The organism is Micromonospora parva, assembly GCF_040649675.1.
GTDB lineage: Bacteria > Actinomycetota > Actinomycetes > Mycobacteriales > Micromonosporaceae > Micromonospora > Micromonospora parva.
Genome location: NZ_JBEZFX010000004.1, coordinates 337,345 through 356,442, shown reverse-complemented (window position 1 = coordinate 356,442; position 19,098 = coordinate 337,345). Strand labels below are relative to the sequence as shown.

General features: G+C 70.3%; 25 protein-coding genes and 1 other RNA gene. 13 read left to right on the top strand and 13 right to left on the bottom strand.

The features are described from left to right. Positions 1-7 precede the first annotated feature (7 nt). From AB0C03_RS12895 to AB0C03_RS12885, 3 genes are read left to right on the top strand one after another with little or no spacing between them, the layout of a single operon-like run. Entirely contained in the window at positions 8-844 is an 837-nt protein-coding gene (locus AB0C03_RS12895; protein WP_374224276.1) for a Nif3-like dinuclear metal center hexameric protein, read from the top strand. Next, entirely contained in the window at positions 834-1,571 is a 738-nt protein-coding gene (locus AB0C03_RS12890) for a zinc ribbon domain-containing protein (protein WP_030330209.1), read from the top strand. Before AB0C03_RS12895 ends, AB0C03_RS12890 begins: the two co-directional genes overlap by 11 nt. Before the next feature lie 3 nt (positions 1,572-1,574). Continuing rightward, on the top strand, positions 1,575-2,753 hold the full coding sequence (locus AB0C03_RS12885; protein WP_030330208.1) for a bifunctional RNase H/acid phosphatase: 1,179 nt from the start codon (positions 1,575-1,577) through the stop codon (positions 2,751-2,753). A gap of 17 nt (positions 2,754-2,770) precedes the next feature. On the opposite strand, the gene AB0C03_RS12880 is transcribed toward AB0C03_RS12885, so the two are convergent. Genes AB0C03_RS12880 through AB0C03_RS12860 form a run of 5 tightly spaced genes read right to left on the bottom strand, consistent with a single transcriptional unit; the run spans position 2,771 to position 4,837 of the window. Continuing rightward, the gene (locus AB0C03_RS12880) at positions 2,771-3,013 is read right to left on the bottom strand and encodes a hypothetical protein (RefSeq protein ID WP_357636610.1); all 243 of its coding nucleotides are present in this window, start codon (positions 3,011-3,013) and stop codon (positions 2,771-2,773) included. After that, entirely contained in the window at positions 3,010-3,381 is a 372-nt protein-coding gene (locus tag AB0C03_RS12875; RefSeq protein WP_030330204.1) for a YbaB/EbfC family nucleoid-associated protein, read from the bottom strand. Before AB0C03_RS12875 ends, AB0C03_RS12880 begins: the two co-directional genes overlap by 4 nt. Further along, entirely contained in the window at positions 3,381-3,794 is a 414-nt protein-coding gene (locus AB0C03_RS12870; protein WP_167337285.1) for a YbaB/EbfC family nucleoid-associated protein, read from the bottom strand. The genes AB0C03_RS12875 and AB0C03_RS12870 overlap by 1 nt, the downstream gene beginning before the upstream one ends. Continuing rightward, positions 3,791-4,522: a hypothetical protein gene (locus AB0C03_RS12865; protein ID WP_030330200.1), complete on the bottom strand. Its 732-nt coding sequence runs from the start codon at positions 4,520-4,522 to the stop codon at positions 3,791-3,793. Before AB0C03_RS12865 ends, AB0C03_RS12870 begins: the two co-directional genes overlap by 4 nt. Before the next feature lie 12 nt (positions 4,523-4,534). Beyond that, positions 4,535-4,837, bottom strand: coding sequence for a hypothetical protein (locus tag AB0C03_RS12860; RefSeq protein WP_156057393.1), 303 nt, complete (start codon positions 4,835-4,837; stop codon positions 4,535-4,537). Between the two features lie 202 nt (positions 4,838-5,039). Between AB0C03_RS12860 and AB0C03_RS12855 the strand changes: the two genes are divergently transcribed. Both AB0C03_RS12855 and mctP read left to right on the top strand, forming a co-directional pair. After that, positions 5,040-5,285, top strand: coding sequence for a DUF3311 domain-containing protein (locus AB0C03_RS12855; RefSeq protein WP_030330196.1), 246 nt, complete (start codon positions 5,040-5,042; stop codon positions 5,283-5,285). Further along, a complete protein-coding gene (mctP, locus tag AB0C03_RS12850) occupies positions 5,285-6,934 on the top strand; it encodes a monocarboxylate uptake permease MctP (RefSeq protein WP_357636604.1) in 1,650 nt (549 codons plus the stop codon). The genes AB0C03_RS12855 and mctP overlap by 1 nt, the downstream gene beginning before the upstream one ends. 246 nt (positions 6,935-7,180) lie before the next feature. Here mctP and AB0C03_RS12845 read toward each other — a convergent pair whose 3' ends face one another. Further along, entirely contained in the window at positions 7,181-7,729 is a 549-nt protein-coding gene (locus AB0C03_RS12845) for a TetR/AcrR family transcriptional regulator (protein WP_357636601.1), read from the bottom strand. Positions 7,730-7,815: 86 nt separating this feature from the next. Between AB0C03_RS12845 and AB0C03_RS12840 the strand changes: the two genes are divergently transcribed. After that, positions 7,816-8,706, top strand: a complete 891-nt coding sequence (locus AB0C03_RS12840) for an NmrA/HSCARG family protein (protein WP_357636598.1) — start codon at positions 7,816-7,818, stop codon at positions 8,704-8,706. 164 nt (positions 8,707-8,870) lie between these two features. Here AB0C03_RS12840 and AB0C03_RS12835 read toward each other — a convergent pair whose 3' ends face one another. Beyond that, a complete protein-coding gene (locus AB0C03_RS12835; RefSeq protein ID WP_030330188.1) occupies positions 8,871-9,332 on the bottom strand; it encodes a MarR family winged helix-turn-helix transcriptional regulator in 462 nt (153 codons plus the stop codon). A 54-nt stretch (positions 9,333-9,386) separates the two neighbouring features. On the opposite strand from AB0C03_RS12835, the gene AB0C03_RS12830 reads away from it, so the two are divergent. Further along, positions 9,387-10,619, top strand: coding sequence for an MFS transporter (locus AB0C03_RS12830; RefSeq protein ID WP_030330186.1), 1,233 nt, complete (start codon positions 9,387-9,389; stop codon positions 10,617-10,619). Positions 10,620-10,775: 156 nt separating this feature from the next. Here the strand turns inward: AB0C03_RS12830 and AB0C03_RS12825 are convergent, their stop codons facing one another. After that, positions 10,776-11,537: a sulfite exporter TauE/SafE family protein gene (locus tag AB0C03_RS12825; protein WP_030330185.1), complete on the bottom strand. Its 762-nt coding sequence runs from the start codon at positions 11,535-11,537 to the stop codon at positions 10,776-10,778. 128 nt (positions 11,538-11,665) lie between these two features. Between AB0C03_RS12825 and rnpB the strand changes: the two genes are divergently transcribed. Then, positions 11,666-12,081: RNase P RNA component class A (gene rnpB, locus AB0C03_RS12820), an RNA gene on the top strand. Positions 12,082-12,197: 116 nt separating this feature from the next. Here the strand turns inward: rnpB and AB0C03_RS12815 are convergent. Beyond that, complete coding sequence (locus tag AB0C03_RS12815; RefSeq protein ID WP_030330183.1) at positions 12,198-13,046, bottom strand: helix-turn-helix transcriptional regulator; 849 nt, start codon at positions 13,044-13,046, stop codon at positions 12,198-12,200. Positions 13,047-13,174: 128 nt separating this feature from the next. Between AB0C03_RS12815 and AB0C03_RS12810 the strand changes: the two genes are divergently transcribed. Further along, on the top strand, positions 13,175-14,161 hold the full coding sequence (locus AB0C03_RS12810) for an aldo/keto reductase (RefSeq protein ID WP_030330181.1): 987 nt from the start codon (positions 13,175-13,177) through the stop codon (positions 14,159-14,161). Positions 14,162-14,201: 40 nt separating this feature from the next. Here AB0C03_RS12810 and AB0C03_RS12805 read toward each other — a convergent pair whose 3' ends face one another. Beyond that, positions 14,202-14,903, bottom strand: a complete 702-nt coding sequence (locus AB0C03_RS12805) for a TetR/AcrR family transcriptional regulator (protein ID WP_081883755.1) — start codon at positions 14,901-14,903, stop codon at positions 14,202-14,204. Positions 14,904-14,910: 7 nt separating this feature from the next. Between AB0C03_RS12805 and AB0C03_RS12800 the strand changes: the two genes are divergently transcribed. Then, entirely contained in the window at positions 14,911-15,867 is a 957-nt protein-coding gene (locus AB0C03_RS12800) for an aldo/keto reductase (RefSeq protein ID WP_209444514.1), read from the top strand. Between the two features lie 78 nt (positions 15,868-15,945). Then, positions 15,946-16,656, top strand: a complete 711-nt coding sequence (locus AB0C03_RS12795) for an SDR family oxidoreductase (RefSeq protein ID WP_030330174.1) — start codon at positions 15,946-15,948, stop codon at positions 16,654-16,656. A gap of 286 nt (positions 16,657-16,942) precedes the next feature. Here the strand turns inward: AB0C03_RS12795 and AB0C03_RS12790 are convergent, their stop codons facing one another. From AB0C03_RS12790 to AB0C03_RS12780, 3 genes are all read right to left on the bottom strand, one after another. Further along, positions 16,943-17,134 carry a DUF397 domain-containing protein gene (locus AB0C03_RS12790; protein ID WP_030330172.1) on the bottom strand — a complete coding sequence of 64 codons (192 nt, stop codon included), beginning with the start codon at positions 17,132-17,134 and terminating at the stop codon, positions 16,943-16,945. A gap of 101 nt (positions 17,135-17,235) precedes the next feature. Then, on the bottom strand, positions 17,236-17,427 hold the full coding sequence (locus AB0C03_RS12785; RefSeq protein WP_030330171.1) for a DUF397 domain-containing protein: 192 nt from the start codon (positions 17,425-17,427) through the stop codon (positions 17,236-17,238). After that, positions 17,414-18,220, bottom strand: coding sequence for a helix-turn-helix domain-containing protein (locus AB0C03_RS12780; protein WP_030330170.1), 807 nt, complete (start codon positions 18,218-18,220; stop codon positions 17,414-17,416). The genes AB0C03_RS12785 and AB0C03_RS12780 overlap by 14 nt, the downstream gene beginning before the upstream one ends. A 243-nt stretch (positions 18,221-18,463) precedes the next feature. Between AB0C03_RS12780 and AB0C03_RS12775 the strand changes: the two genes are divergently transcribed. Both AB0C03_RS12775 and AB0C03_RS12770 read left to right on the top strand, forming a co-directional pair. Next, positions 18,464-18,796: a hypothetical protein gene (locus AB0C03_RS12775; protein ID WP_357636589.1), complete on the top strand. Its 333-nt coding sequence runs from the start codon at positions 18,464-18,466 to the stop codon at positions 18,794-18,796. Next, a complete protein-coding gene (locus tag AB0C03_RS12770) occupies positions 18,793-19,056 on the top strand; it encodes a hypothetical protein (RefSeq protein WP_030330167.1) in 264 nt (87 codons plus the stop codon). The genes AB0C03_RS12775 and AB0C03_RS12770 overlap by 4 nt, the downstream gene beginning before the upstream one ends. The last annotated feature ends 42 nt before the right edge of the window (positions 19,057-19,098 follow it).

The following is a 19,098-nucleotide window of genomic DNA, read 5'->3' as shown; positions in this document are numbered from 1 at the left end:
CGGCGACGTGGTGGCCGAGCTGGAACGGCGTTTTCCGCCGGTCTGGGCGGAGGAGTGGGACCGGGTGGGCCTGGTGCTCGGCGAGCCGGCCGCCCCGGTCCGCCGGGTGCTCTGCGTGGTCGACGTGGTGCCCGAGACGGTCGACGAGGCGCTCGCCGCGGACGCGGACATGATCGTCTCGCATCACCCGCTGCTGCTGCGCGGGGTGTCGTCGGTCGCCGCGACAACCTTCAAGGGGCGGATCATCCACCGGTTGATCCGGGCCGGGGTGGCGCTCTACACGGCGCACACCAACGCCGACGTCGCCTCCCCGGGTGTCTCCGACGCCCTCGCCGCCCGCTTCGGGCTCACCGGTCCACGCCCACTCCAGCGGCCGGCGCCCGGCTCGCCCGCCCACGGTGACGACCGGGGATTCGGCCGGATCGGCGAGCTGCCCGAGCCGATGACCCTCGCCGAACTGACCCGGCACGCCGCCGCGGTGCTCCCCGTCACGTCCTGGGGAGTTCGCGCGGCGGGGGATCCCGGGCGTATGGTTCGTACCCTCGCCGTCAGCGGCGGGTCGGGGGACAGCTTCCTCGGCGCCGCGACCGCCGCCGGGGTGGACGCGTTCCTCACCGCCGACCTGCGGCACCACCCGGCTGGCGAGCACCTCGCCGCCGATGGTCCCGCCCTGATCGACGCCGCCCACTGGGCGACCGAACGACCGTGGCTGGACGACCTGGCCGCCTTCCTCCGGGAGGCGCTGGACGTCGAGACGCTGGTGTCCGACCTGGACACCGACCCGTGGACCGTGCACGCCGCCGCACCCGCTGTGGACGACAAGGAGCCCGACCGTGAAGGCTGACCCTCAGGTGCAGCGCCGCCTGCTCGACCTCCAGGCGATCGACACCAACCTCGCCCAGCTCGCCCACCGCCGGCGTTCGCTGCCCGAGCGCGCCGAGCTGGAGGCGCTGGCCCGCGAGTTGTCGTCGATGGAGGACGAGCGGGTCCGCGCCCAGGTTGCGGTGGACGACCTGGACCGGGACATCGCCCGGTTGGAGAAGGACGTCGAGCAGGTCCGGGCCCGCAAGGAGAAGGACGAGAACCGACTGGCCGCCGGCACCGGCCCGGCCCGGGAGCTGGAGGCGCTCCAGCACGAACTGGTGTCGCTGAAGCGCCGCCAGGGCGACCTGGAGGACGCCGAGCTGGAGCTGATGGAGCAGCGGGAAACCGCGCAGGGCGTACTGGACGGCGTGGAGCAGCGGCTGGCCGAGACCCGGGACAAGCGGGCCGCCACCGAACAGCGCCGCGACGAGGCACTGGCCGAGATCGCCAAGGAGGAGGAGTTCAAGCGGGGCGCCCGTCAGCCGCTCGCCGCCGACCTCCCGGCCGAGCTGGTCAACCTCTACGACAAGATCCGCGAGGACACCGGGCTGGGTGCCGCGCTGCTCACCGCGGGCCGCTGCGGCGGGTGCCGCCTGGAGCTGTCCGGTGCCGACCTGGCCCGGATCCGCAAGGCCGCCCCCGACGACGTGGTCCGCTGCGAGGACTGCCGACGGATCATGGTCCGCACCAACGAGTCGGGCCTGTAGGTCGTGGCGCCGCGCGTGGTCTCCGTCGAGGCCGACGGTGGGTCCCGGGGCAACCCCGGCCCCGCCGGCTACGGCGCGGTGGTCCGCGACCCGGAGACCGGCGAGGTGCTCGCCGAGCGCTCCGAGTCGCTCGGCACGGCCACCAACAACGTCGCCGAGTACCAGGGCCTGATCGCCGGGTTGACCGCCGCCGCCGAGCTGGGCGCCGCCGAGGTGGACGTCCGGATGGACTCCAAGCTGGTGGTCGAGCAGATGTGCGGCCGGTGGCAGATCAAGCACCCCGGCCTGCGGCCCCTCGCCGCCCAGGCCGCCGCGCTGGTGGGCCGGTTCACTGCGGTCCGGTTCAGCTGGATCCCGCGCGAGCAGAACCGGCACGCCGACGCCCTCGCCAACGCCGCCATGGACGCCGCCGCCGGCCGCCCACCGGCCACCGCGACCACCGGCCGTCCCGCGTCGGCTGACACCGTGGGCCGTCCCGCGTCGCGCGGCGCCGGCCAGCCGGCGACCGGCAGTGACCCGGCGACCGCGCCGGCCTCCTGGGAGCCACGGCCCACCTTCACCGCCACCCGGCTGATCCTGGTCCGGCACGGCGAAACCCCGTACACGGAGCAGCGACGCTACTCCGGGCGCGGCGACGTGCCGCTCTCCGAGCGTGGCCGGGCCCAGGCCGGCGCCACCGGTGCCCGGGTGGCGGAGCTGGCCCCGTCCGTCGCGGCCGTGCTCAGCTCACCGTTGTCCCGGTGTACGGCCACCGCGGCGGCGATCGCCGGGGCCCTCGGCGACGTGCCGGTCCGCACCGAGGACGACCTGATCGAGTGCGACTTCGGCCAGTGGGAAGGGCGCACCTTCGCCGAGGTGCGCGACCAGTGGCCGGGGGAGATGGACGCCTGGCTCGCCTCACCCCGGATCGCGCCGCCGGGCGGGGAGTCGTTCACCCACGTCGCCGAACGCGCCAACCGGGTCATCGCCGGACTGCTCACCGCGTACCCCGGTGAGACAGTGGTGGTCGTCTCCCACGTCTCGCCGATCAAGCTGGTGCTGCGCGACGCCCTCGCGGCCGGCGACGGTTTCCTGCACCGGCTCTTCCTGGACGCGGCCGGCATCTCGGTGCTCGACATGTGGCCCGACGGCGGCGTGGCCGTGCGGACGGTCAACGACACCGCCCACCTCGCCGCGCTCTGATCAGCGGCGGTCGGGGCTCACCGGCTCGTCCGGTCCTGCCCCGACCGGGCCGGTTGCCCGGCGGTGCCTCTGCGGTGCAGCCACCGCAGCAGGTAGAGGGTCGGCAGGGCGAGACCGGCCCAGAGCAGCGCCAGCGCCAGCCGGATCAGGCCGGGCATCTCGCCGTCGAGCGCGAGCCCGCCCAGCAGCAGGGTCACGGCGACGAACCAGACCAGCAGGATCGCGCTGTTGGCCCGGGGGGAGCGGGGTCGGCGGCTCACCTCGCCGCCTCCGCGCCAGGCCCGTTCCGCAGCAGGCGCTGCGGGTCGCGCAGCACCTCACCGACCCGGTGGTCGCCGATCGGCAACGAATCCAGCAGTGCCTGCCGGGCCTGGTCGACCTCGCGGCCGGCCGCCCGAATGGTCTCGGCGACCAGGTCACCGAGGGTCAGGTTGTCGACCGTGCGACGGGCGCGGGGGTCGATCCGGACGGTGAGCAGCTCCCGGTTGCCGGACATCTCGACTGTCACTTCCCCGTCGGGCGACGAGACCACGTGCCTCCGGTCGGCGGCCTGCTCGGCGAACTCCACGGTCGCGGTGATGAGCGCGTTCATCTGTCGGGTCAACGCGCCCAGATCGGGACGCCCCATCAGCTGGCCCTCCCCGCCGCAGTGCGGAACTCGTCCAGGGCCTGCCGCAGGCTGACCGCCTGGTCCACCCCGTCGTTTCCGGTGATCTCCTGAAGTCGCTCGCCGAGCACTGCGGCGAGTCGCGTCTGGGCTTCGCGGACCGCCTCCACGCAGGCGTTGCCGAGCGCGTCCGCGTCGAGGTCCCGAATGGCCTGTGGGCTGATGTACACCCCGGCGACCTCCCCGTCGCCGGTCACCCGGACGGTCACCGTGCCCGTCCCGTCGCTGGCGGAGACGCTCTCCTCCCGCAGCGACGCCACCCGTTCGTTGAGCTCGTTCACCCGGCTCTGGACCTGCCGCAGCGACGCCTCCGTGTAGCCCTGCCGCTGGGCCTCCCGCGCCGCCGCCGCGATCGCCTCCGCGTCCCCCGTCACCGCGTCTCCCACCTGCTCGGATCACCGATCTCGATCTTCAACGACTCGGGCAGCTGGACGCTGCGGGTATCGATCTTCCCGGCCTGGTCGGCGAACTTGTTGGCGAGCGCGTCGTTCGCGTCGCCGAGGCTCTTCGCCGACTGCCACACCAGCAACGCGAAACCCACCAGGAGGCCGATGACAGCGACCGCGAAGCCCGCCCAGGCCACGAAGATCGCCACCTTGACCGCGGGCGACACCGGACCGGAGGCGTTCGCCGCGATCGCACCACCGATGGCGGCGGCCGTGCCGACCAGGAAGGCCGCCAGCGTGGTGCTGACCCCGACGGCCATCTGCGCGCAGTACGAATCCATCAGCGCGCAGGTCTGGGTCAGCCGATCCAGGGCGGGCAACAGGTCGCCGGTGGCGAACGCGTGGAACTGGCGGGCAGCCGAGTCGTCCCAGTAGCCGTTCAGCTTCTCAACCTGGCTGAGCAGTTGCGCGTGCATGCTGTCGTAGGTGTTCTTCAGCTCGCCCCAGGTGCCCGAGTTGTTGAACCACGGCTCAGGGTCGACCACGTTCGGCATTACCAGCAGGGCGGCCACCGACGCCGCCGCCATCCCCGACCCGGACGGTTCGAGGGCGACGATCAACGTGCTCGTCACGGCCACCACAAGACCGCGCACCATCAGCGTGTCGAAGGCGTCGCTGCTCGGGTCGGTCCACGAGCCCTCGTCCCAACCGGACACCTCGTGCCCCTCTCAGTTGTGCGGGCGTCGGAAGCCGTCGGCCTGGTCGGCCTCCAACTGGTCGTAGTGCCCGGCGACCCGCTGCAACGCGGCGCCGATCGCCTCGAACGTCTCGCGCAGGGTGGCCGTCACCGCGCCAACGGCGGAGAGGGACCGTTCGTAGTCGTCGACGGCGGACAACGCGAACAGGGGGAACGCCGCCGACGGCATCTCCAACCCGGACAGTGCCCAGTTGGTCTGCTGGTCCAGCTCGTCGGCGTAGGTGCTGAAGGACGTGCCCAACGCCCGCATGGCCTCGACTTCGTACCGCGACACGGTGATCACCCCGCAACCCTTGGTCGCCATCAGGCTAGTAGGCAGGCACCGTCTGCGCTGTCCCGTGCCGGCGGGGCGTCATTCGGCGCACCACACTCGCCGCTCGGCGCACGACGCGCCTGACGGGTCACGTGACGGACGCCACAAAGCCGTAGCCTCCGGCCGTTACATCGAGATCCACGACTCCCCGGAGGTGTGTCAGATGGCTGCACCCGAACCGGAGGCGCCCACCACCACGGCGCCGACCAGGGCGAAGGACCACAGCCCCTGGAACTGGTTGCTGTTCATTCCCATCGTGGTGCCGCTGGTCCCGGTCTTCTTCAATGGCGACTCGCCCCGGGTCTTCGGCTTCCCGCGTTTCTACTGGCTGCAACTGGCCTTCATCCTGCTCGGCGTCGGCACCACCACGTTGGTCTACCAGATGACAAAGAAGCGGGGAGGTCACTGATGTGGCGGGACCATCTCACCGAGATCATCGTCTTCTCGTTCCTGTTCCTGCTGGTGAGCGTGATGGGCTTCGTGGCCGCCCGGTGGCGGGCTCCGAAGGACATGGCGCACCTGGACGAGTGGGGGTTGGGTGGGCGCAGCTTCGGCGGCTGGATCACCTGGTTCCTGGTCGGCGGTGACCTCTACACCGCGTACACCTTCGTGGCGGTGCCGGCGTTGATGTTCGGCGCGGGCGCGATGGGCTTCTTCGCCGTGCCGTACACCATCGTCATCTACCCACTGGTCTTCCTGGTGCTGGTGCGGCTCTGGTCGGTGTCGCACCGGCACGGCTTCGTCACGCCGGCCGACTTCGTCCGTAAGCGGTTCGACTCGCCGGTGCTGGCGCTGCTGATCGCGATCACCGGCATCGTCGCCACCATGCCGTACATCGCGTTGCAGCTGGTCGGCATCGAGGCGGTGCTCAAGACGATGGGCGTCACCGGGGAGAGCACCATCGCGCGGCACCTGCCGATCATCATCGCGTTCGCCATCCTGGCGGCCTACACGTACCAGTCGGGGTTGCGCGCGCCGGCGCTGATCGCGTTCGTCAAGGACAGCCTGATCTACATCGTGATCCTGGTGGCGGTCGTCTACCTGCCGTACAAGCTGGGCGGCTGGGGTGACATCTTTGATGCGGCGGACGCCAAGTTCCAGGCGTCGCAGCGGGCCGACGACGGCATCCTGCTCAACGGCAACAACCAGCTTCAGTACGTGACGTTGGCGTTCGGCTCGGCGTTGGCGCTCTTCCTCTACCCGCACAGCATCACCGGTGTGCTGGCCAGCCGGAACCGCGACGTGATCAAGCGGAACATGTCGGCGCTGCCCGCGTACAGCTTGTTGCTCGGGTTGATCGCGCTGCTCGGCTACATGGCGATCGCGGCCGGTGTGAAGCCGCTGCCCGGCGCCAAGGAGGGCACTGTCGACAGCAACACCGTCGTGCCGCTGCTCTTCGACCAGCAGTTCCCGGACTGGTTCGCCGGTGTCGCGTACGCGGCGATCGGCATCGGCGCGCTGGTGCCCGCGGCGATCATGTCGATCGCGGCGGCGAACCTGTTCACCCGCAACATCTACAAGGAGTACCTGAAGCGGGACGCCTCCCCGGCCCAGGAGGCGAACGTCTCGAAGATCACCTCGCTGGTGGTGAAGGTCGGCGCGGTGGCCTGCATCGTGTTCCTCGATCCGCAGTTCTCCATCGACCTCCAGCTGATCGGCGGCGTGATCATCCTGCAGACGCTGCCGGCGGTGGCGCTGGGCCTCTACACCCGCTGGTTCCACCGCACCGGCCTGATCGTCGGCTGGGCGGTCGGCATGGGGTTGGGCATGTGGATGCTCTACCAGGTGGCCAGCCCGACCCGGAAGCACTTCGGTGGCTCGGCGTTCCCGCTGTCGGAGTTCGGGTTCGACACCACCAAGACGATCTACGTGGGCATCGTGGCGGTGGCGGTGAACCTGGCCGTGGCGGCGCTGGTGACGCTGGCGCTGCGGGCCGCGAAGGTCGAGGAGGGGATCGACGGCACCGAGCCGGACGACTACTTCGCCGACGAGGGCGACCCTCGGGTCACCCCGGGCACCGAGCGCGACGCCGACTCGGCCCGCGAGCCGGTCGCCTGACCGCTGATACGCCCGGGTGCCGACGTCGGTCGGTGCCCGGGCGTATCTGTGCCCAGGCCATCGTCTGGGTCTGGTCGTCTCGGGGTGGTCGTCTCGGGTCGTTGCTGTGGAAGGCGTTGTCGCGGGGGCAGTGAGGTGCCTTCAGATGCTGTAGAGCTGATGTCGCAAACGAATCAGGCACCCTCCACCATGGGCAGGAAGCGAGGGCGGGGTCAGCAAGGGCTGCCGGGCCGGGCCGGCGACGGCTCAGGGCTGTGGCCGGACCGCTGGCCCGATTCCCCGCAGGGCGAGGGTCAGCAGTTGTTCCGCCTTGGCCGCGCCCATCGGTTGTGCCGCGAGTGAGATGCCGTTGGCGAGGATCATCAGGTCGGCCATGGTGATGCCGGGTCGTACCGATCCCTCGTCGACGGCTCGGCGGAGCAGTGGTTCACCGGCGGCGACGAGCGTCGCGCCGCAGGTCTCGGACTCCTCGGCGGGTTCGTTCAGGAGCGAGTCCGCGAGGCCGCGGGTCGTCGTGGCGTACGCGGTCACCTCGTGCAGCCAGGTCGTCAGCGCGTCGAGCGCGTCCGACGCGGCGAGCAGATCTCCGGCGCGCGTCGCCAGGTTGCGGACACATCCGCCGAAGACCGCCTGGAGCAGCGACCACCGGGTGGGGAAGTGCCGGTGCAGGGTCGCCGAACCGACCCCGGCGGATCGGGCGATCTCCTCCAGCGAGGCGTACGCGCCGTCGCGGGCGATCGCCTCGGACGCCGCCGTGACGATGAGGTCGTAGTTGCGCTTCGCGTCCGCTCTCATGACCCGCCTTGCAGAAGTGGGGTGGTCCCCCGTATCGTAGCCGACGAAAAGTGGGGGGACACCCCACTTGTTTCGTGGGAGGCATCATGGCTGTTCTCGTCATCGGCGCGACGGGCAAGCAGGGCGGGGCCACGGCCCGGGCGCTGCTCGACCGTGGCGTCCCGGTCCGCGCCCTGGTCCGCGATCCGGGCGCCGACGGCGCCCAAGCCCTGCGGGAGCGGGGCGCCGAACTGGTCACTGGCAACCTGGACGACGCCGACTCGCTGCTCGCCGCGGCATACGGGATGGACGGCCTCTTCTCCATCCCGTATCCGGATGTGACGGACATGCAGGGCGACGCCGAGGTGACCCGTGGCCGCAACGTCGTCGAGGCGGCGCGCAGGGCCGGCGTGGCGCACGTCGTGCACAGCAGCGTCTCGGGTGCCGGGGACTTCCACCGCAACCAGCCCGGCTGGGCTGAGGGCCGGTGGGACACGCACTACTGGGAGAGCAAGGCGGCCATCGACGAGATGGTGCGCTCCGGTGGCTTCGCGCACTGGACCATCCTGAAGCCCTCGACCTTCATGGAGAACCTGCTCGGCTGGTCCTACCTCTTCGGCGACTGGTCCAGCGGCACGATCATCACCGGCTTCGCCGAAGACACGCGGATGCCGTGGATCGCCGTCGACGACATCGGCGAAGCCGCCGCGCTCGCGTTCACCAGCCCGGGGAAGCTCGACGGCCTGGACGTCGAACTCGCCGGCGACCTGCTCACCATGACCGAGATCGCGGCCATCCTGAGTGAGGTCACCGGCCGGGCGGTTACCGCTCCCGTGCTCACCCCGCAGGAGGCTGTCGAGCGCGGCCTGCTGCCCGCCATGGTCAAGGCGGTCGAGCAGATCAACGAGAACGGAAGCCCGGCCCGTCCGGAGATGGCCCGCGCCCTCGGCCTGCCCACCACCGACTTCCGCGCCTGGGCGCGCCGAACGTTCTCCTGAAACCCGGCCGGCCCGGGCGGGCTCGGCGGGTGGCCGGGCGGGCTCGGCGGGTTCACCGTCAAGATCGTGCTTGATCCTTGTTGTAGTGCTGTCGGACCGCGAGGGATGCCACTACCACCAGGATCTTGCGCGATCTTGGTGGTGGCACAGGTGTCGCGGGTCGTTCAGCGGGGGCGGTTGCGGTTTATCAGGGCCTGGTTGAGGCGGCCCAGGAGGACGGCGAGGGTGGCGCGGTCCTCGGCGCTCCAGTCGGCCAGCATGTCGCCGTAGAGCCGGGTGCGGGCGGCCTGGACGGCGGCCATCCGCTGCAGGCCTGCCGGGGTGGGGGAGATGACGGTGCCGCGGCCGTCGGACGGGTCCGGGGTACGGGTGATCAGGCCGTCGCGCTGCAGCGCTGACACCTGCCGGGTGACGGTGGAGCCGTCCAGGTTGAGTCGGGCGGCGAGCGCCGAGACGTTCTGCGGGCCGGCGTCGGCCAGGTGGCGCAGGATGACGTACGCCGCGCGGTCCAGCACCCGGTGCTCGGCGGTGCCGGTGGCCCGCCTTGTGGCCTCGCCGAAGCGCATCAGCAGGGCGACCTCGGTCTCGATCTGGCCGAGGGTGCTCTCGTCACTGTCGTCGCTCATAGCTGTATGATACAGAATAAATACCTGTACGATACAGCTATCTGAGGAGTCGGAGTGGATCGGCGTTCCGAACCGAACCGCAGTGCCATCTACGCCACCACCCTGGTGGCCTTCCTCGCCATCGCCGGCATCGCCGTCGTCGACCCGATCCTGCCGGCCATCGGCGACGCGATCGGCGTCACCGCCTGGCAGGTCGAACTGCTGTTCACCGCGTACATCGCGGTCATGGCCCTCGGCATGATCCCGGCGACGCTCGCCAGCGGCCGGTTCGGCTTCAAACCGGTGCTCATCACCGGCGTCTCCGTGGTCGGCCTCGCCGCGATCCTCGCCTCGTTCAGCGACAACATCGTGCAGCTCTCCGTGCTGCGCGGCGTCTGGGGGCTGGGCAACGCGATGTTCTTCGCCACCGCCATGGTGGTGCTGGTCAACCTGGCCATCGACCGGGAGTGGGTGGTCGGCCTCTTCGAAACCGCCCTCGGCCTCGGCTTCGCCGTCGGACCGCTGATCGGTGGCCTGCTCGGCGAGATCAGCTGGCGGCTGCCGTTCTTCGTCTGCGGCGTCTTCATGGTCCTCGCCCTCGGCGTGGCCTCCCGCAAACTCCGCGAACCCACCAACCGACAGGCCCCGGTACGCCTCGGCCAGATCTTCAGCACCTACCGCCGGCCGGCGTTCATCGCCCTCTGCGCGGTCACCGCCGCGTACAACTTCGTGTTCTTCGTGGTGCTCGGCTACACGCCGCTCTTCCTCGGCCTGGACATCATCCCGCTGGGGCTCGCGTTCACCGGCTGGGGTCTCGGCCTGGCCACCGGCATCCTGGTCATCGGTCACCGGCTGGCCCACCGCATCGGCGCGGTACAGACCGTCGGCGTGGCCATCGCCGGCCTGCTGGTCTGCATGGTCCTCTTCGCCACCTCCAGCAGCACCGCCGAGTCGCTCGTGGTCCTGGTGCTCGCCGGGCTCTGCATGGGGCTCGCCAACGCCAACCTCACCGACCTGGCGCTCGGCCTCGGCTCCAGTGACCGTCGGGTGGCCACCGGCGCGTTCAACCTGGTCCGCTGGGGTGCCGCCGCGCCGGCACCGATCATCTCCGGCAAGCTCGCCGAGCAGTCGCTCTCGTTGCCGTTCTGGGTCGGCTTCGGGGTGCTCGCCGTCGGCGTGCTCGTCTACCTGGCCTTCGCGCACGTGATGGCCGCCGGCTACGGCGAGCGGGTGCTCTGGTCCCGCTGGAACCGCAGCGCCGCCAGTGCCGAGAACACCGCCGAGGAGCCGGTCGGCGAGGCCTACTGACGCCGGCGCCGCCCCGCCACCCCGGGCTCGCGACCGCCGGCCAAGATCCGCGCACTTTCGGGGAAACTGCTGCCTCAACGGCGATTGAGGCGGCACTTTCCCTGATGTTGCGCGGATCTTGGCTGGCGTCGGGGTGGAGCCTGCGGATCTCCGGCCTCAGTTCAGGGCGCGCCACAGCAGGTAGAGGCCGATCGTCGTACCGAACACCACGATCACCGTCTTGAGCACCACCGGCGGCAGCCGACGGACCAGCCGGGCGCCCGCGTACCCACCGATCAGGGTGGCCGGCGCGACCACCGCGACGGCCGCCCAGTTCAACGGGCCGAACAGGGCGAACACCACCAGCGTCGTGCACCCCACCAGCGCGGAGAGCAGATTCTTGATCGCGCTCACCCGGGCCAGGGTCGCGTCCAGCACCAGGGCCAGCCCGGCCACCAGCATCACCCCGAGCGCCGCACCGAAGTACCCGCCGTACACCGCCCCCAGCGCGACCATCGTCTGCACCGCGACCGTCCGCTGGCGTGGCGACATGTCCCGGGGGTGACCGACCAGCCGGCGCAGCGGATCCTGGAACGCCAGGACCGCCGTCGCGCCGAGGACCAGAAACGGTACGACCAACTCGAACGCGCGGGCCGGAGTGGCCAGCAACAGCAACGCCCCGACGATCGTGCCCACGATGGTGGTGGGCACCAGCGTGGCCAGCGCACGGGGACGCGGCAGGTCCTGCCGGCTGCCCGCCACACTGGCCAGGTACCCGGGGAACACCGCGACGGAGTTGCTGACGTTCGCCGGCACCGGCGGCAACCCGACCGCGATCATCGCCGGGAAGGTGATCAGCGAACCCCCACCGGCCACCGCGTTGACAGTGCCAGCGGCGAGACCGGCGGCGAGCAGCAGCGCGGCGTGGGAGAGATCCATAGCCCCACGAGGCTAGCCGTCGCCCCGCGAGACGGAATCGGCGGACCGTTCCATGAACTGGGCGATCTTGCCCAGGCGGGGCGGCAATACCGGCAGCACGCTCGTCGTTAGGATGAGAGCGCGACGGACGAGTCGACCGGGCGGCCGCGTCGGCGGGCTTCGGCCCGCCGCCGAGGAACGTCCGGACTCCACAGGGCAGGGTGGTTGTTAACGGCAACCCGGGGCGACCCGCGGGACAGTGCCACAGAAAACAGACCGCCGACCCCAACGGGGACGGTAAGGGTGAAACGGTGGGGTAAGAGCCCACCAGCACCCCGGGTGACCGGGGTGGCTCGGTAAACCCCACCCGGAGCAAGGCCAAGCAAGGGCCGTCACCGCAAGATGACGACCCGGCGCAGACGCTTGAGGGCTGCCCGCCCGATGTCTGCGGGTAGGCCGCTGGAGCCTGCCGGCAACGGCAGGCCGAGATGGATGGCCGCCGCCGGCGCAAACCCCTCGGGGTACGCGCCGCGCACAGAATCCGGCGTACAGGTCGACTCGTCCGTCGCCCACCAAGCCGCCTGGGACGCCGCGCACCTGGATTACCCGTTCAAGGCTGCATGGCAAGGGCGCTAGCGCATGGCCGTCTTTGTGTAGCTCGGCCGCAGTTTGCGACCAGGGTCAGTGCGGCGCGGCGGCCGGGAACTCCTCGACCCCGAGCACGCGCAGCAGCTCAAGCTTCTCCCGGTCCTCGGCGTCGGCCGGGGTCAGCACCAGCAGCTGCTGGCCGAGGTCGGGGGTGACCAGGGTTTCGCAGTCCATCGTGATGCGGCCCACGCGCGGGTGCAGGAACGTCTTGCGGTCGGCCCGGCGTACCGCCACCTCGTGCTCGGCCCACAGCCGCCGGAAGTCGTCGCTCGCTGCCCGCAACCGTTCGATCAGGCCGGTCACGGCCGGGTCGCCGGCCCGCCGGCCGGCCACCGTGCGCAGGTCGGCGACCTGCTGGCGGGCGTGCCGCTGCCATTCTTCGGGGCCGTGGAGGTCGCGGATGACCGGGTCGGTGAAGTAGCGGTAGGCGACGTAGCGGCGGTCGCCGGTCAGCCCGGTGTGGTCGCCGGTGAGCAGGATCGACATGCGGTTCTGCGCCAGGACCTCGCCGAGGTCGGACAGGACCATGGCGGGGGTGTCGCCCACCAGGTCGAGCAGGCGGACCAGGCCGGCCCGGGCCAGGCGGGCGATGCCGTCGGCGGGCGGCGGCTGGTGGCCGGCCAGGTGGAACAGGTGGCTTCGCTCGTCGTCGCTCAGACGCAGGGCCCGGGCCAGGGCGGCGAGCAGCTGGGTCGACGGCTGGCTGCTGCGGCCCTGCTCAAGGCGGACGACGTAGTCGACGGACATGCCGGCGAGCATGGCGACCTCCTCGCGGCGCAGGCCGGCGGTGCGGCGGCGGGGGCCGTCGGCGATGCCGACATCGGCGGGGCGGATGGACTCGCGCCGGCGCCGCAGGAAGTCGGCGAGCTGCTCACGCTGCATGCCTCCATGCTGCCCCGGGACTGTGCACCGAGCCAGGGAGCGGCGCTCCCACGATAAGCGCTCCGCTGCCGGCGGGCCGGAAAGCGGCGCAGGGTGGAGCCGACATCGACCGATGAGGGAGAGTTTCGATGCAGACACGCACTCTGGGCAACACGGGTCCCACGGTTTCCGCGGTGGGGCTGGGGGCGATGAGCATGTCGGGCACGTACGGCCCGGCCGATCGCGAGGAGAGCATCGCCACCGTACGGGCCGCGTTGGAGGCGGGGGTCACGCTGGTCGACACCGGTGACTTCTATGGCATGGGGCACAACGAGCTGCTGTTGTCGGAGGCGTTGCGGGGACGCGACCGGGACAGCTATCTGCTGAGTGTGAAGTTCGGGCAGCAGGTGGGGCCGGGCATGCGGTTCGCCGGTCAGGACTCCCGCCCGGCTTCGGTGCGGAACTTCCTGAGCTACTCGCTGACTCGGCTCGGTGTCGACCACGTGGACATCTACCGGCCGGCCCGGCTCGACCGGTCGGTGCCGATCGAGGACACGATCGGCGCGATCAAGGAGATGATCGACGCCGGTTACGTGCGGTACGTGGGGCTCTCCGAGGTTGACGCGGAGACCGTCCGGCGGGCGCACGCCGTACATCCGATCGCTGATCTTCAGATTGAGTATTCGCTGCTGTCGCGGGCGGTCGAGGCCGACGTGCTGCCCACGCTGCGGGAGCTGGGCATCGGGCTGACCGCGTACGGGGTGCTGGGCCGTGGCCTGCTCTCGGGGAACTGGGTGCCGGGGCGCGCGGACGATCCGCGTAATAACAGTCCCCGCTTCTCCGCCGAGAACGCGTCGCACAACCTCGCACTGGTGGAGGCGTTGCGCCGGGTTGCCGACGCGAAGGGGTGCACAGTGGCGCAGTTGGCGATCGCGTGGGTCGCGGCGCAGGACCCGTCCATCGTTCCGCTGGTCGGCGCACGCACCCGGCAGCGGCTGGCCGAGGCGTTGCCGGCGCTGGACGTGGAGCTGTCGGCCGATGATCTCGAAGAGATCGAGGCGGCCGTGCCGAAGGGTGCCGCGCGCGGTGACCGTTACCCGGCGGCGTTCATGTCGAGCCTCGGCGTCGGCAACTAGGCCGTGTCTGACACATGACCTTCGAGGGGCCCGGCTCGTCCTAGTGGGCGAGTTGCTGGAGCCAGTCCTGCAGGAGTGCGGTCTCGACGGGGCGGAGCGGGACGACAGCTGGATCCGCCCCGCCGAGGGCGGCATCGAGCGCGAGGGCGCGAGCGGCGAGGGTGGAGTCCGGGGCTGGGCTCGTGTCGGTGGTCAGGGCGTCGATGAGTGCTTCCCGCATGCGCGGTGAGACCTCCGGGTCGCGTTCGCTCTCGGGGATGCCGATCAGGGAGAGCGTGGTGCCGGTTACCGCTGCCAGCGTGAGGTGGGCGGCAAGGACGGGCGGCACCCGTAGGCGGCCGTCGGAGGCGACGCGGCCGAGGAACGTCATGAGGAGTTCTTGAGCCTCCCGCGCGGCAGGTGGGCGCCGGCCGGGACGGTCGGTGCCGTACATCAGCAGGTAGAAGGCGGGGTGTTTCAGGCCGAAGTCGACATGCATGTCCCATCCGCGGCGCATGTCGTCGACCGGGTTGCCGCTCGACGACACGGTGTGCTTTTGCGCCATGTAGAGGTCGAAGGCGTGGATGGCCAGCGCCGAAAGGAGCCCGTCCTTGTCGCCGAAGAGCTGGTACAGGGAGGCGGCACGGATGCCTGCCGCCGCTGCGACGGCGCGGGTGGAGAGCGCCTGGGCGCCCTCCCGTTCCAAGAGCTCGGCTGCGACTTCCAGGATCTGCCGGCGACTGTGGGTCTTCGCATCCTCCACGGTTGCAATGCTACGGCATAAGGCGTATCACTGGTTCGGCAGCGATACGGGAAATACCGTCGCAGTGATACGGCAGGAGAGGTCGATGAATCGTGTGGGATACGGCGCCATGCAGCTCGCGGGCCCCAAGGTCTGGGGATTCCCGGACGACCCGGAGGCGGCGCGGCGGGTGTTGCGCCTGGCTGTCGAGCTGGGCGTGACCTTCTTCGACACCGCGAACGCCTACGGCCCACGAACGGTAAACCAGCTGATCGGGCAGGCGCTGGGGCCGATCCCCGAGGGCGTGATCGTGGGCAACAAGGTCGGCGCGGAGCGTGGCCCGGACAAGTCCTGGGTCGTCGACGGTCGCCCGGAGACGATCCGGCGGCAGGTTCACGAGGCCCTCACCGACATGGGAACGGACGCGAGCGAGCTGACCTACCTCCGACTCGTCGGCGACACCCCCGGCGCGCACCAGGACGTACCGCTGGAGGATTCGCTCGGCGCACTCGTCCAGCTGCGAGACCAGGGGCTGATCCGCCGCATCGGCCTGTCCGGCGCGTCCCCGCAGGTGCTGGCCCGCGCCCAGCAGATCACCCCCATCGCGGCGGTGCAGAACCGCTTCAACCTGCTTGACCGCAGCGGCGTCCAGGTCCTCGCCGACTGCGAGACCCAGGGCATCCTCTTCATCCCCTACTTCCCGCTGGCCGCCGGACGGCTCAGCGGCCACCCCGAGCTGACCGGCCCGGCAGAGCGCCTCGGTGCCACACCGGCCCAGATCGCACTGGCCTGGCTGCTGCGCCGTTCGCCCTCCATGGTCGTCATCCCCGGCACGAGCAGTACCGACCACCTGCGGTCCAACATCGCAGCTTCCGAAGTTGCCGAACAATTGACCGACACCGAGGTCGCGCGCCTGACCGGACTCGTCGACGAGTCGCAAGCGGCCCTCGGCCAGCCCACGCCCCCCGCTCATGACCACCGCTGAAGGGCCCCGCGGCCGCACAGTGACCCACCTCGCAGAGATTTGCCTCTGACGTTAACGTGAGGTTTTAGCGTGGAGGGCATGCAGATCAACGGTACGAAAGCCCTCGTCACAGGTGCCAACCGTGGGCTCGGCAAGGCCTTCGCCGAGGCTCTCGTCGCCCGCGGTGCCACCACCGTCTACGCCACCGCCCGCCGGCCCGAGAGCATCGACATCCCCGGCGTGGTGCCCCTTCAGCTGGACATCACCGACCCGACGTCCATCGAGGCTGCGGCAGCCGAGGTGGGCGAACTTGACATCCTCATCAACAACGCCGGCATCTCCACGAACGCGCCGCTGCTCGGCCCCTCCACGGAAAACATCCGCCGCGAGTTCGACACCAACTTCTGGGGCACCCTCAACGTCACCCGCGCCTTTGCTCCCCGGCTCGGCGGGGGTGCCATTCTCAACGTCATCTCAGCGCTGAGCTGGTACACCTTCGCCCCTGCCAGCAATGGCTACGCCGCTTCCAAAGCCGCCGAATGGTCTCTCACCAACGGCATCAGACTTGAGCTGGCCGACCAGAAAACCCAGGTCACCGCGCTGGCCCTGGCGATAGCCGACACCGACATGATGGCCGCCTACGACATCCCCAAACTCCCACCCCACGAGGTGGTCGCCATGGCCCTGGACGGCCTGGAGGCGGGCAAGCTCGAAGTAATCGCCGACAGCCCCACCGCCAAGGTCAAGGCCTCGCTCTCCCGCGACCCGGCGCTCTTCTACGCCGACATCTCCGCCGCCCTCTTCGGCTGACACCACCGCCTCCCGCGCAGCAGGCAAGGGCTCATTGCAGGAAAGGTCTGCTGTGAACTGCGGTGACGGTGTCGTTGGTCCGTAGACGTTGCAGCAGCCACCGCCGAGTCTCGAAGGTCGCGCCGACCCAAGACGAGGCGGTGGCTGCCGCCGCTACGAAAACCGCAGTTGGCGGGCCAGCTGATGGGCGCGAGGCGTCCGGCAACTGCATAGGGGATCTCGACAGTGCGCCAAGTGGGCATGCCAGCCCAATGCGCCCACGCCCAATCCCCCTCGGGGACGGGCGCTACGGCCGCTCGGTGAGCTGGGCGACGAACGCGGCCCAGGCGGCTGGGGGAAAGGCCAGTGCTGGTCCGGCGACGTCCTTCGAGTCGCGGACGGCCACAACACCGGGCAGGTTGCTTGCCACCTCGACGCAGTTCCCGCCGCTCGCGCCGCTGCGGGTGGACTTGCGCCACCGGGCGTTACTGAGGTCCATGATGGCTCTCACCCTCCTTCAGCAGGTCGATGGACTGCCGCAGTGATCTGTGACGTTCCCGATTGCGGCACCTTGGTTCGGCGCGAAGCCCGTCGCGGCAGTTACGGTCGCTCGACGAGCCGGGCGATGAACGCCCGCCAAGCCGCCGGACCGAAGGTCAGGGCCGGGCCGGCAGGGTCCTTGCTGTCCCGTACGCCGACGACGCCGGGCAAATTGTCGGCGACCTCGACGCAGTTGCCCCCGGACGATCCGCTGCGCCGGGACTTGCGCCAGGTGGCGTTAGTGAGGTCCATGATGGCTGTGCACTTCCTTCATCAGCTCGTTGGACTGTCGGCGCGGGAGTGCCTCGTTCCTTACGTTCTCCCACCTCGTCTGAAGAGTATGAAGGCCATCTTCGTTATCGACCACGATGCCGCCCAGCTGATTTTCGAGGTGCCCAACCCAGGCCCCGTCGCCGGCTCGCGCGAGCGCGAACGGCCCGGACAGCCCGATGTGGAGGCCAGCGCCCGCCGGGATCACGTGGATGTGAACGTGCGGCAGCTCGGCGACGGTGATGAGGTGGGCGATCTGCTCGGCCATGATGCCGGAGTGCTCGTCGCCGGCGCGGCGCAGCGTTGACTCGTCCAGCACGGCCACCACCTGCGGTGGTGCGTCGCCGGTGAGGATCTTGTGTCGGCTCATCCGGGCGCTGACCTGCTGGTCGACCTCGGTGGCGGACATGAGGTCGTTCAAACGCATCACGACGCGGGCGTAGTTCTCGGTCTGGAGTAGGCCTGGGATCAGGAGCGGCTCGAACAGACGAAGCTGTCGCGCGCCGCGCTCGGCGTCCAGCCACGGCAGAAACCACGACGGTGCGCCGAGTTTCACCACCAGGCGTCCGAACAACCCGTCGTTGTTGAAGGCGCGGTCGGCTCCCCGGATGAAGTCCATCGTGAGTGCCCGGGTGCCGCTTTCCACGGCGCTGACGTGTGAGGCGCTGAAGCCCGCTGCCCGGCCGAACGACTCTTGCGTCATTCCGGACGCTCCGCGAGCGCGGCGGATCTCGCTCACGATGAAGTCCGCGAGAGGGCTCGGCACGTCAGCCATTCAACGCTCCTCAAATCGGAGATCGACTACCCGAGATGCCACACGTCTGGACCCCGTTTAGCCAGGTCAGCCCGGACGACGGAAGCACCTTCCGAGCGTAGTGGTCTCCACAGCAGAGTGTCACCAGGCGGCGCGGCTGGTGAGGACCACGAAACCCGGCGGTCGCGTTCGTAGCGGGGCCGCTCCTGACGGGCGAGCACTCACGGGAGCGGCCCCTTCCCAACGGCATCGAAGGGGGAGACCGTGCCCGACGACAAACCCGAGAAGCCCATTCCGGAGCCGGTCAGCACGCCGGGCGCGTACCCGAAGATGAAGGCCGGGGACGTGGTTTGTCTGACCACCGCGGCGAGCGTGCAGTTCCTGCACCCGATCTTCGTACGCGTCATCCGTGAGCTGCCCGAGCGGCACACGTACCACGGGTGGGTCTGGTTTGAGGGTTACCAGCTGCACGCGGCGGGCGACGCGGTGGCGCGCCGCGAGCTGTACGTGCTGCGCGCGGGCGTGCGATTGCAGGCCCTGCCCGTCGCACCGAGCAGGCCGGTCAAACGGCGGCGATCTCCGGTGCGGGTCGGATGAGCGTGCGTCCCCGCCCGCACCTGCCGATGCGCCCGGCGTGGTTGTGTCGAAACTGTGCTGCGCCCTGGCCGTGCCGCCCGGCCCAGCTCGCCCTCGCGGCGGAGTTCTACGGCCATTCGATCGCGCTGGCGTTCTACCTGGCCGTGTCGATGCGGGAGGCGCTCGACGACGCGTACGGCCTGGGGCTGTGCCCGGACCTGGCCGCACTGCACGCCCGGTTCCTCGGCTGGTTGTCGATGACTCGGCGGTCACACGGCTAGCCGGAAGACGAACCGGCCGGGTGGGGCAACCCACCCGGCCGG